At 39.5% G+C, this 12,621-nt stretch carries 9 protein-coding genes; 8 read left to right on the top strand and 1 reads right to left on the bottom strand.

Annotated features, from left to right (window positions below):
• Nucleotides 1-19: 19 nt before the first annotated feature.
• The 3 genes from EGN73_RS17355 to EGN73_RS17345 all read left to right on the top strand — a co-directional run bounded on the left by EGN73_RS17355 (nucleotide 20) and on the right by EGN73_RS17345 (nucleotide 4,819).
• Entirely contained in the window at nucleotides 20-1,282 is a 1,263-nt protein-coding gene (locus tag EGN73_RS17355; protein ID WP_219292769.1) for a hypothetical protein, read from the top strand.
• Complete coding sequence (locus tag EGN73_RS17350; protein WP_219292767.1) at nucleotides 1,279-2,472, top strand: PepSY-associated TM helix domain-containing protein; 1,194 nt, start codon at nucleotides 1,279-1,281, stop codon at nucleotides 2,470-2,472. The genes EGN73_RS17355 and EGN73_RS17350 overlap by 4 nt, the downstream gene beginning before the upstream one ends.
• 136 nt (nucleotides 2,473-2,608) lie before the next feature.
• Nucleotides 2,609-4,819: a carbohydrate binding family 9 domain-containing protein gene (locus EGN73_RS17345; protein ID WP_219292765.1), complete on the top strand. Its 2,211-nt coding sequence runs from the start codon at nucleotides 2,609-2,611 to the stop codon at nucleotides 4,817-4,819.
• Nucleotides 4,820-4,826: 7 nt separating this feature from the next.
• On the opposite strand, the gene EGN73_RS17340 is transcribed toward EGN73_RS17345, so the two are convergent.
• Nucleotides 4,827-5,816, bottom strand: a complete 990-nt coding sequence (locus EGN73_RS17340) for a helix-turn-helix transcriptional regulator (RefSeq protein WP_219292763.1) — start codon at nucleotides 5,814-5,816, stop codon at nucleotides 4,827-4,829.
• 120 nt (nucleotides 5,817-5,936) lie between these two features.
• Between EGN73_RS17340 and EGN73_RS17335 the strand changes: the two genes are divergently transcribed.
• From EGN73_RS17335 to EGN73_RS17315, 5 genes are read left to right on the top strand one after another with little or no spacing between them, the layout of a single operon-like run.
• A complete protein-coding gene (locus tag EGN73_RS17335) occupies nucleotides 5,937-8,300 on the top strand; it encodes a TonB-dependent receptor (RefSeq protein ID WP_219292761.1) in 2,364 nt (787 codons plus the stop codon).
• A gap of 11 nt (nucleotides 8,301-8,311) precedes the next feature.
• A complete protein-coding gene (locus EGN73_RS17330) occupies nucleotides 8,312-8,701 on the top strand; it encodes a hypothetical protein (protein ID WP_219292759.1) in 390 nt (129 codons plus the stop codon).
• Nucleotides 8,694-10,451 carry an ABC transporter ATP-binding protein gene (locus EGN73_RS17325; RefSeq protein ID WP_219292757.1) on the top strand — a complete coding sequence of 586 codons (1,758 nt, stop codon included), beginning with the start codon at nucleotides 8,694-8,696 and terminating at the stop codon, nucleotides 10,449-10,451. The genes EGN73_RS17330 and EGN73_RS17325 overlap by 8 nt, the downstream gene beginning before the upstream one ends.
• 6 nt (nucleotides 10,452-10,457) lie before the next feature.
• Nucleotides 10,458-12,203: an ABC transporter ATP-binding protein gene (locus tag EGN73_RS17320; protein WP_219292755.1), complete on the top strand. Its 1,746-nt coding sequence runs from the start codon at nucleotides 10,458-10,460 to the stop codon at nucleotides 12,201-12,203.
• A complete protein-coding gene (locus tag EGN73_RS17315; RefSeq protein WP_219292753.1) occupies nucleotides 12,200-12,616 on the top strand; it encodes a hypothetical protein in 417 nt (138 codons plus the stop codon). The genes EGN73_RS17320 and EGN73_RS17315 overlap by 4 nt, the downstream gene beginning before the upstream one ends.
• The last annotated feature ends 5 nt before the right edge of the window (nucleotides 12,617-12,621 follow it).

Here is a 12,621-nt window from a genome sequence, read left to right as displayed (position 1 = left end):
CATTTCGAATTATATAAATATGAACAGTTTAAAAATAAAATCAATGAAGACTAATAAATTCTCTGGAAAGGGTTTGCTGATGGTGTTGGCCTTATCTATTGTACTGCTTTCATCATGTTCCGATGATAATGGAAACGGTCCCTCGCCAAATACTGGTGAAGTAATGTTTGGTGTGAACCTGGGTATCGATGGCACCGAATATTTAGTGAATACAGATAACCTGATGGAGGGAAAAATCACCGCGGTAGGAAGGGGTGTAGAGACCCATTCTTTCGGCATGGCTATCCCTGTCGGAAAATTCCTCTATTTGTTTAACGGCAATGAAAATACCATTGATCAAATGGAAATGACCGCCACCGGTTATGTTAAAATAACCTCTATTTCAGCAGCTACCATATTACCCAATGGATCCAGAAATGTTTCTGAGGTAGAGCCGGGAAAACTCCTTTTTACGAATTGGCCAAATGCTGATAATGAGGTAACCTATGCTTTTATCAGTATCCCTTCATTTACAGTAGAAAGCTATGGGACTTTTGATGCTCCAAAGCTTGGGAACTATGAACCTGTTGAACTTGGGGGGCCAGGCATTGTTTCCAACAACAAAATTTACTTTGGCACCATGTATAGCAACCGTGTTACTTGGGACACCTTTCCAGACTCGTTAGTTACTCTGGTTTACGATTACCCTTCTTTTACCAACCCCACTTTTTTGACTTCTACTGCAACTTTAGGGGCAACTTCATCCTATATGCCACATAGCATGGTCAAAGATGAACAAGGAGATATCTATCAGGTAAATATTCGTAGTAAGCATTGGTATAATATGGGTACTGCTGAAGATAAGCCTACATTGATTAGTAAAATTTCCAATGGTAGCTACGATGATTCTTATGTTTTTGATGTGTCTGAGAAATATTCGGAAACGATTAGTTTGATTGGTATGCAATACGTGGGGCATGGTATTGCTTATGGACGTTTGGGGAACGAAGATGCTACAAATGAGTGGGGTGTTTTTTCAAATGGAAATAACACTTCTGTCGTCAAAATTGATTTATACAACAAAACAATTACCAATATGGATTTACCATTAAGCCCCTTACGCTTTGGCCTGATGGCGGTCCATAACGGCAAGGTTTATTGGCCAGTGGCGCCGGTTGGCGGAAAAGCCCATATTTATGAAATAGATCCAAGCGGTGGTGCCGATGCCTTTAAAGAAGGAGCTGAACTAGAAGGGAGCAACTTCCGCCTAAATGGGATTTATGTCCATCCCTTAGATCAATGAACATTAAAAAAGCCATAGCAAAACTACACCTCTGGTTCGGGTTAGCTTCCGGGCTGGTGGTGTTTGTTGTTGCCATTACAGGTTGTTTGTTGGTATTTCAAGAAGAATTGAAAGATATCTTTTATCATGATTGGCGTTTTGTTTCAAAAGAAAATAAAGCCGAATCAGAAGTACTTCCAAGTGTACTATTCAAAAATGTAAGAGAGGTATTACCAAGACAGGAGTTAAAGACCTTGTACTTTGGACAATCAAAAGATCCTAACCGGTCCCTTCTTTTTTGGGCTTATGATCCTGCCATTGAAAATTACTATGGGATATATGTAAATCAATACAATGGAGATGTGATCAAGATTTTTGAATGGAAAAATAACTTTAAAGATGATTTTTTTGGAAGAATTGACGATTTGCATACTACCCTTTGGATGGGTAAAATTGGACGGGATGTTATAGGGATATCCACCATTTTCTTTGTTGTTCTACTTATTAGCGGTTTGATTTTGTGGTGGCCTAAAAACAGGAAAAGTACTGGTCAAAGACTGTGGTTTAAATGGAAAGGTACTACCAAATGGAGAAGGAAAAATTACGATCTGCATAATGTTTTCGGTTTTTACTCCCTGATTTTCAGTTTATTGATAGCTTTGACCGGTTTGGTCATGGCTTACAATTGGATGAGAGATGCAGTCTATTTTGTGGCTTCGGGTGGAGCGCCTAAAACAGAACATACGGATTTTTCATCATTACTTGATGATTATAACCAAATGGAAGCCATGCAAACGCTTGACTTGATTTATTCGAAATTCAGAATTGAAAATCCGGAAATTGAGCAATTCACAGTGCATGAGCCCACTTTAGATCCAAACCCTGTTGAAATCGTAGCATCAGACAAAAATTACGTTCGTTCTGATGAGTTTCATTTTCATCCCTTGACGGGCGAATTGGTGGAAATAGAACAGTTCAAGGATAAAAATCTTGGTGAAAAAATACTCAGGTTAAACTATCCCATACATTCAGGCTTGATCTTAGGATTGCCTGGTAAAATTCTTGCCTTTTTCGCCAGTTTAGTTGCTGCCAGCCTACCTATTACAGGATTTTACATTTGGTGGGGACGAAGAAAAAAAGCGACTAAGAATAGACCTTCTTCAAAGGGTATTGGCCAAAATAAAAATTCCATTTCTAAACCTGTAATCTAAAAAGTTTATAAAGGAACAGGCAAAATGGAAGCGAAAAATACAGGTGGTAATTGATGTTTTACTAAGGTTAAACTAGAGTATGATACAGGTAGATTGGTTTTATTCTTTTAAGATTAGTTCAGTAAAAGGATAGGATATGAGGTTTTTTTGGCAATTATTGATTTACCTGTCTTTTTTAGCGCTGATTCCATCTGCACTTTTTGGACAGTCCGCTTTTCCTCCTCCCGAGGCAAGAGAAATTGTCCATGCTACAAAAATTGGTGCTCCGGTTGTTTTGGACGGGATTCTTGATGAAGCCGTTTGGCAACAGGCCGTCCCTTTTTCCAATTTCACCCAAAGAGATCCTTTTCAGGGAGAGCCCGCCACCGAAGAGACCGAAATCAGGATGCTGTATGATGAAAAATACCTTTACATCGGGGCCATTTGCAGGGATGATCTCAGTAAAAAATCCAATATCAGGGTATTGAACATGCGGAGAGATTTTAGTTCTTTTCAAAACGACCGTTTTGGGGTGGCCATTGATGCTTTTCTGGATGGACAGAATTCGGTTGGTTTCGAAGTGACCCCTTATGGTTCGCAACGGGAGCTTCAAGTCATAGATGGTTCCGAATGGGATGCCAACAGTGACTGGGATGGCTTATGGTATGTGAAAACACAGATCTCAGATACGGCCTGGGTGGCTGAAATGGCCATTCCATGGAAAACCCTGCGTTACCGTGAAGGCACCACAGAACTTTTGGTTTCCTTTACCCGAAGAATCAGAAGGAAAAACGAGACCGTCACTTTTCCTGCCTATCCCCGTGCTTTCTCCCATTTTAGGATGGCTTATGCGGCCAGGCTGACGGATCTGGAGCTTCCTCCTCCTTCGGCCAACCTTCAGGTGAATCCTTACCTTCTGGGCAATAGGGGCAGAACCGAACAGGGGAATGAAGAAACAGCGCAACAAGGCCTTAAAGCCGGGGGCGAAGTCAAATGGGCCATTAATCCCAATACCGTATTGGATGCTACTTTCAATACTGATTTTGCCCAAGCTGACGTGGATCAGCAGGTGCAGAACCTTACACGCTTCTCTGTGCTTTTCCCTGAGCGGAGACAGTTTTTTCTTGAAAATGCCAATATTTTCAAGACATCCATATCTTCCTTTATCCAGCCCTTTTTCAGTCGAAGGATCGGATTGGATGATGAAGGCATGCCTCTTCCCTTGGATGGTGGACTCAGACTGACTTCCCAAACTACTAAAAATACTTTTGGGATATTGGCTATGAGGCAGCGGGAATCCGGAACCAACCCGGGCAGCCATTTTCTGGTCGGTCGTTACGTTAGAAACTTTTCGGATCAGAATAGGGTAGGGCTGATGGTCACCCATCGGGAGGATGCCCCCTTGGACAATGGGGTAACGTCCCTTAAAAGAAGAGGCAATACCACCGCTACGGCCAATGCTTTTCTGAGGCCTACCCAAACGATCAATATAGAAGGGATGGTCAGCAGTTCTTTCGATAGTTTTTCGGGCAATGGCCTGGCTGCCCATACCTGGATATCACAGGAAAAAAACTGGGGTTATCTTGGATTGATAACCCAATATGTTTCCCCCGAATACAATCCACGTTCAGGCTTTTTGGCCTTTAATGATTATGTATTGGTCAGCCCTGCGTTTGATCTGGATCTGAGACCTAGTTGGCTGCCTTCCTATATCAGGCAGTATGGTCCTGACTTCGGAGCCGATATATTTTGGCGGGCCTCTGACGGGCAATTCCAGCAGGCTTTTATTAACTTTGCTCCCATTGATTTTGAGTTTGACAAAGGCGGGGACATCGAGTTCAGACTGAAACCTGAATGGCAGTTTTTGGACAATACCTTCAGTCCTTTGGGTGTGGCCATCGCCCCGGGATATTACGAATTTATGCGCTACGATGTAGGTTTTACCACTGATTTCAGCAGGAAAATAGCAGGCCAAATGCGGTATGAAACCGGAGGATATTATGATGGCTTATTAAACCAAATTTATGCTGATGTTCGTGTGTCTCCGATTCCACATGTGGAGTTGATATCGGCCTACACGCTGAACTGGATAAGAGGTTTGGGAAAGGAAAGCAGGGATTTGGACGCCCATTTATGGATTTCCACACTTAGGCTTGGCTTAAATCCTAGACTTCAGTTGATTACCAATTACCAATGGAACTCTGCTGCATCCCGAGATATCTGGAACGTACGGTTTTCCTGGGAGTACCGTCCTTTATCTTATCTGTTTGTAGTATTCAACAGCAATGTAGCTGAGCCGGCTTTGTTGGAAAGCAGATTCAGGCAGCAAGAACTGATCGGAAAATTGACCTTTTTGAAGCAGTTTTAGAAGGTTATTAATAAGTCTTAAGTTGACTTGGACTTGTCCCAAAATACTTTTTAAAAGCTGTGCTAAAATGTTGAGGGTTCTTATAACCAATTTGTTCTGATACTTCGGAAACACTCATGGAGTGATCTAATAAAAGGCGTTTTGCCTCTTGCATCTTTACATCATTCCAAAAACCAAATACGGTGGTGCCGAATACTTCTTTAAACCCTTTTTTTAAGGTAAATTCATTCGTGCCGACTTGTTGAGCAATGTTGATTAAAGAGCAAGGAGTGGATAGGTTATTTAAAATGACTTCCTTAGCTTTATACATTTTTTCAATGTCAGCCTTTTTTAAAGAGCAAAAAGTATCACAATGGTGTTCTGAAATTTGCTCTAGTTGTAACATCAATAGCTCAATTACCTTTGCTTCAACAAACATTCTTTTAAAAGCATCATGGCGTTGGGATTCCAATATCTCTTTGATAATGAAAAGCATTTGAGGAGTAATCTGTAAATTATGTTTACAAAGGATTGACTGTCTGCTTTCGTATAGCTGACGTCTAAAATCTTCAAAGGCCTTGGTATTGTGGGGTAAATACTTCTCAAAAAAGGAAGGCATTAAATTTACTTCAAAAACCTGCATTTTACTGTGGCTGCTCCATTCACTAATCCCTTTAAAACCGTTAATATAGAAGACGTTGTGCTGATTGCAACCAAACTCAAATGAAGTTCCGGTATCATTGTTTTTTGTGAAGGAATCTCCGCAAAGTGTGAAGTGCATTTCAACGGTTTCCATATCACTTTCTACAAATAACCGTGTTGGTTTGTTCAATGCAATGTCACCAAAACCAATATGAACACCTTCAAAAAACAGCTCTCGATAGCATCCAGTCCCAAAGATTGTTTCAGTCTGATATTTACGCTCCTCAATTCCCGAATTGTCGGCTATGAAATTGGCAGGATAAACACTCTCTACCAAGAGTTCCTGCAAATCTGAGCTGTGTAATCTGGTCTTCATTTATTCCGTACTGCGTATGTTCTTTTCCTTTTGGCGTAGGCTGATTTTTTAACTGCAACCTAACTTTGCCTCAAGTTAATTAATTTAGATTGATTCTAAACAAATCACACACAATCTTTTATGAAAGTTCAAGAATACCTACTCATTGTCTCCTTGCTAATAGCCCTTCCGGCTTATAATTACGCACAGACCCTTACCCAAATACAGGGGAAAATTCAAAATGATTCAGGCGAGAGCATACCATTTGCTTCCCTCAAATGGAAAAACAGCGGTATGAGTTCAATCTCAGATATGCATGGAAGTTATCAAATCTCCTTGCCTGAGATTGAAGACTTTTTGACATTCAACGCACTAGGGTACGAATCTGTAACAGTCAATAAAATTGATTTGGTCAATGGCCAAGTGACCATTACCCTGAATTTTAGAGAAGAGGAGCTTCAAGCAGTGACAGTTTCTGCCCAAAAACGGGATGATCTACTACAAAATATTCCTGCTCCTGTGACGGTAATCAATAGTAAAGAAATTGAAAGAGGTGAGCTGAGGATTTTGGCAGATTTGCCGGCATTAGCACCTAACCTTAACTTAGTTGATGCTGGTGCACCAAATTCAATTATCCCATCCATTAGAGGGTTCAATGCTTATGGTGGTGAGCCAGCGGTGGGAATATATGTTGATGGAGTAGTACAACTTGATGGTAATTTTCTTAACCAACAATTAATCAATGTAGAACGTGTCGAAGTACTCCGAGGCCCTCAGGGTACATTGTATGGAAGAAATGCCCTCGGAGGTGTAATTAATATTATCACTAAGCAGCCGACGAATACTTTCAGTGGGGAAGTTTTCACAGGGTTTGGGAATTTCGGACACCAAAGGCACGGCATTGCCATAAATACACCTTTATTAAAAGATAAGCTATACCTCAAGACATCAGGCATGTTTGAAAAAAGAAATGGCTTTTTTACCAATGCCTATGATGGAAGAATCTATGATGGATTTGAAAGATATGCAGGCAATGCCTCTCTGCAATGGAACATTGATGACAAATGGAAAGCTGTATTTTCCTTCAACTATAATGTAGATGACCATGATGGCATTTATCCTTACCACACTTCTATTGAGCAATTGAGAGAAAATGGCTATACCATTAATCTCAATGAAGAACAAGCTTATAAAAGAACGATCAATAGAAACACACTTCAATTAAGCCGACTTGGCAATAAGGTGGAATTCACGTCCATTTCCTCCATTTCTGTAGGAACACAAAGATTAAAAGGCACCAGATGGGAAGGAGATTTTTCTCCATTGGATTTTTTAAGTTTTGAAATGCCTAGGGATAAATTCACAAATCAGGTAGCCATGCAGGAATTTAGGTTCTCATCACATCCATCTTCTTCCAAAGTAAAATGGATTGGCGGTTTGAATGGCTTTTTCCAAAAAAAGGATGAGGGAATTGTAACCGTTTATGGGCAAGACGTTCCACCACCCCAATCAGAGGAAGACCCTATCCCGGGGAGTAGGTTTATAAATTTTGCCGAAGAAAAAAACTATGGTTTGGCAGGGTTTGGGGAAGTAGAGTGGTCAATTAACCCCAAATGGAGAATTACAGGAGGTATCCGTTACGACTATGAATCTAGAGAAGCAACCACAAGTTTTGATTTCGAGCTTCCGCCCAATCCACCGATCAACATGCAGCCCGAAGCCACTATAAGTGCAAATTTTAATGCTGTAACACCAAAGTTTACCGTACAGCATCAAATGAATGAAAGGCTGAATTTTTATGCCATTTTTGCTCAAGGGTTCCGGGCTGGAGGAATGAATGTTTATAACCCAGATCCGCAATTTCGGGTCTATGACCCTGAATTTTCCAATAATTATGAGTTGGGATTAAAATCTATCTCTCTTCAAAATCGGCTAATTGTCAATGCAAATGTATTTTTGATCAACTGGCGTGACAAACAGTTGACCACAGTACTCCCAAGCCAGGGAGGCGGATTTCAAACAGCCATCCTGAACACAGGCCTCTTGGATGCAAGCGGATTTGAAATGGAAGTTTCCTATTTGCCAGTAAAAAACCTTCGTCTTGATTATAACCTTGGCTATACCCATGCTGTATTCAAAGACTTACCTGTTGCAGAGGGCTTGAATTTTGAGGGCAATTTCCAGCCCTTTCAGCCACAATATACCTCCATGGGGATAGTTCAGTATGATTTCAAACTTTCAAACAATATTAATGCTTTTGTTAGAGGGGAATGGCGCGCCCTTGGAAAACAATATTTTGACTTTGAAAACAATTCTCTGCAAGAGGCATATTCACTTTTTAATGCAAGGACAGGATTAAGTTATAATCGCTTCAATCTGGACTTTTGGATAAGGAATATTGCTAACACAGAATACATTCAGTTTGGTTATTCATTTCTCGGTTTCGAAAACTACCTGTTGGGTGCGCCAAGGACTTTTGGTTCTACTCTGAGTGTAAAATTCTAAATTTTTTACTTATGCCGATAATTAGTGATAGTTCAGAATTTCCTTTGGTTTACCAAAAAAGCGAAGGTGAAGTAAGCTTCCAAGAATACGCTAAATCACTTGAGGAGTGGGAATCTTGGTTAGATAAAGAAACTCCGTTTCTGATTCTTTCTGTAAGAGATGCAGATAGTTTTAAACATTCATCAGAATCAGCAAAAGCGGGTAAAGCGTGGCTACAAAAAAATAGGGTTAGATTAAAATGGGTAAAAGGTATAGCTATGGTGGTGCCTGAGCCTTTTTTCAACTCTATGTCAAAAGCAGATCTTCAAAAAGCATTTGGATTCCCGTCAAAAGCTTTCTTGAAAGAAAAAGATGCAAAGGATTGGTTAACAGAAATTTTTAATCAAGAAGATAATGGATGAATCCAGAAAATCAGGAATACTCAGATTGTTGGAAATAGCCGGTACTAAAAAAGGATTGCTTTTGCTGTCCTGTGCTTTGGCCATCGTACATGCTTTGTTGCTATTGATACCTTATATCTTGGTATTTTTCATACTTGAAGAGCTTACCTCGGATCAAATAGATAGGTCTCTTGTAATTAATTACTTATGGTATGCCGGAATTGCCGTGACCTTAAGTTATGCCATATTGTATGCATCAGGTATGGCTTCTCATGTGGCTGCATTTGATATATTGTATCAATTAAGAAAATCGATTGCCCACAAGCTGGGTAAGCTTCCTATGGGATTTCTAAATGACCGCACCTCAGGGGGGCTAAAAAAAGTCTTATCAGATGATGTAGAACGGATAGAAAATTTTATTGCCCATCAAATCCCGGATTTTGTCAAAGGTCTTGTGGTTCCGATTGCGACCATAATTTTCCTTTTTACTCAGGATTGGAGGCTTGCCATCATCAGCTTCATCCCATTATTGGTTTTGATGATTTGGATGCCTATAATTTTTAACAGTAAAAAGAACAAGGAATTGATGGGACACTTTCATCAATCATTGGAAAACATGAACAGTGGGATTGTTGAATACGTTCGTGCCATGCCTGTGATGAAAATATTCGGTCAAAATGCCGATGAGTTTGAAAAGTATGGAAAGACAGTAAAGGAGTTCGATGGATTTGTCAAGGAATGGACTCGAAAAACAAGCCCTCCGTTCGCCATTTTTATGAGTTTTATGAGCAATGCTTTATTACCGGTACTTGTACTAGGTATTTGGCTGTACATGAATAATGGAATTGGCCTAGCGACTCTACTGCTTTTTCTGATTTTGGGAATAGGGTATCTTAAACCTGTTTTTGCTTTGGCTAATATGGGGAGTCAATTGACTGTAATTAACCAAGGGGTAAAAAAGATTGATGAAATCCTTAATAGTGGGGAACAGGAAGAAAGTAAAATATCATTTAGTCCTAAATCATATGATATTAGATTTCAACATGTCCACTTTTCCTATGGCAATACCATAAAAGCATTAGAAGATATTAATTTCTGCCTTCCAGCAAAAAGTTTAACAGCTCTTGTGGGGCCGTCCGGTGCAGGTAAAAGTACGGTAGCTCAATTGATTGCCCGGTTTTGGGACATACAAGAAGGGAAGATTTTTATAGGGGGTATTGACATTAAAGACATTCCATTAGAGGAGCTGATGAAAACTGTGTCTTTTGTTTTCCAGGACTCTTTTATTTTTCAGGCTTCCATCAGGGAGAATATTATGATGGGCATGGATAAATCAGAAAAACAGATGATCGAGGCAGCAATAGCTGCTCAAATACATGATAAAATTCAGGAGCTTCCTGATGGTTATGATACACGATTTGGAGAAAGCGGTATCCATCTTAGTGGAGGGGAACAACAAAGAATTCAACTTGCGAGAGCAATTTTGAAAGATGCGCCCATTTTAATTTTGGATGAAGCTACCGCCTTTGCTGACCCGGAAAATGAAGCTAAAATTCAAGAAGCTTTTAGTGCGCTGATTCACGATAAAACTGTCATCATCATCGCTCACAGGCTAAGTACCATTACAGATTCTGATCAAATTTTAGTCTTTGATGAAGGCAAACTTGAAGGACAAGGGAAGCATGAGGATTTGTTAATCAGCAATGGTCTTTACCAAAAGATGTGGAGTGCCCATCAAAGAGCAAAGGAATTTACAATATCGAAAAATTAGAATATCATGATCAATAATATCTGGTTTGTAATTAAAGAGAAAAAAGCAGAGTTCATACGTGTTCTGATCTGGGAAATGATACATGGTGTATTTGTTTCGGCACCTTTAGGTATAGTGATGGTGATAATTTGGGAGCTTTTTAAGGAATTCCCCAATTACCAAGTTATTTGGTCTGTCGTAGCCATGATGACAGTTATGCTACTGGTGCAGTTTTACTTTGCATCAAAGTCAATGGTGAAATCAAACGAGTTTTCCTTTGAACTTTCCAATTGGTTAAGGTTAAAAATAGGAAATCATCTTCAGCGAATGTCGATGGGCTATTTCAAGAAGAGAGATCCCGGAGATATTGCTTCCGTGGTCTTGCAAGATGTCTCTAACTTTGAAAACATATTTGCGCATGCCATACCAAATATAGCTTCAGCCATATTTGGCACATTTACATTATCCATTTTTCTTTTTTGGTTTGATTGGCGTTTGGCAATTTGTCTGATCGTGGCTATTCCTCTTGTTTATCCACTTATATGGATTTCAAATTATTTAGTCAACAAGTTTGGACAAAAGCATGTCAAAGCCAGAAATAAAACAGGCAGTAGTTTTTTGGAGTATGTTCAAGGAATTCGACATCTCAAGGCTTTTGGTCAAACGGGTGCCAGGTTTAAAAGTCTTGATCAAGCTTTGTTGGAATTGAAAAAACAGAGCATCAAAGTCGAAGCTATTCCCGGTCCGATTGTCCTAACCGCTAGTGTTGTTTTTGAAATATTCTTTTTACTCAGTATTGCTCTAGGTTTATATTATTTCCAAGGGGGATCTTTAGATCTTCAAGTTTGGATAGCATTCTTAATTCTGGGCTATGCACTATATCAACCCTTAAAGGTATTAACAGTAGAGTATGTGATTTTACGCTACATGAACGTGAGCTTGAGCAGGATTCGTGAATTATTGGAAAGCCCGATACAAAATGACGAATCGAAACCTTTACCAACATCCTTCCCAATTGAATTTAAGAATGTCCATTTTGGATACGATGAAAGATCTGTACTTAATGATATCAGCTTTACAGCTTCCCAAAATACCATGACAGCACTTGTCGGAGCTTCAGGATCAGGAAAAACAACCATTTGCAGCTTATTAGCTCGATTTTGGGATGTTGATAAAGGGCAGATTACTATTGGAGGGATAGATATCAGGTCTATTTCCATGGATCATTTCTATCAACTATTCTCTGAGGTTTTTCAAGATGTCTATCTTTTTGATGACAGTATTTATAATAACGTGAAAGTAGGTAAACCTAATGCAACAGATAAAGAGGTAGAGAAGGTATTAAATAAGGCTCAATGCATGGAATTTATATCCAAACTTCCGGAAGGATGGCATACCAAAGTAGGAGAATCCGGAAGTAAACTTTCAGGAGGTCAAAAGCAACGCATATCAATAGCACGTGCCATGTTAAAAGATGCTCCCATTGTTTTATTGGATGAAGCTACGGCAAGCTTGGATCCCGAAAATGAAATCTATATCCAAAGGGCAATCCAAGAACTTATCAAAACAAAAACAGTGGTGGTAATTGCACACAAACTTGCCACCATACAAGAGGCTGATCAGATTTTAGCCCTTAAAGAGGGGAAAATAGCAGAAAGAGGAACACACGAAGAGCTTTTGAATCAAAGGGGATATTATGCTAAGCTTTGGAATACCCAGCAAAACGCAAGCGGTTGGAAATTTAATGGTCAAAATGAAAAGTCTAAGGTATGAGAGTAGCTGTTTACATAATCCGCTTTTTATTGGCGCTGCTATTCATTTGGGTAGGGGTTGAGAAACTTTTTCTTGCTTATGACCCAAGTGTATTCAGAGCCAATGCAGCTGATTGTGACCCTTTGTTTTTTGAGTTTTATGATTTGTTGCAAAAGGCGGGCTATCTCTATTTTGTGGGTTTCTTTCAATTGCTTTGTGGCGTACTACTTGTTTTCAAACGAACCTATTTATTAGGTAGTGTAATGTTGGTGCCGCTTGTGCTTTGCCTGCTGAACACTCATATTTTCTTTTCGAAAAATACTTTCTATCTCATTTTTGATAGTGTGCTATTATTACTAGTGTTGTTTTTAATCGTCAGAAATTTCAGCATCCTGAAAGAAATGTTTTTAAGAAAGCAAACTACTTTAATTTGAATATT

Origin of the sequence: Arthrospiribacter ruber (genome assembly GCF_019343195.1) — a bacterium.
Taxonomy (GTDB): Bacteria; Bacteroidota; Bacteroidia; order Cytophagales; family Cyclobacteriaceae; genus Arthrospiribacter; species Arthrospiribacter ruber.
This window is presented reverse-complemented; position numbering and strand designations above follow the sequence as displayed.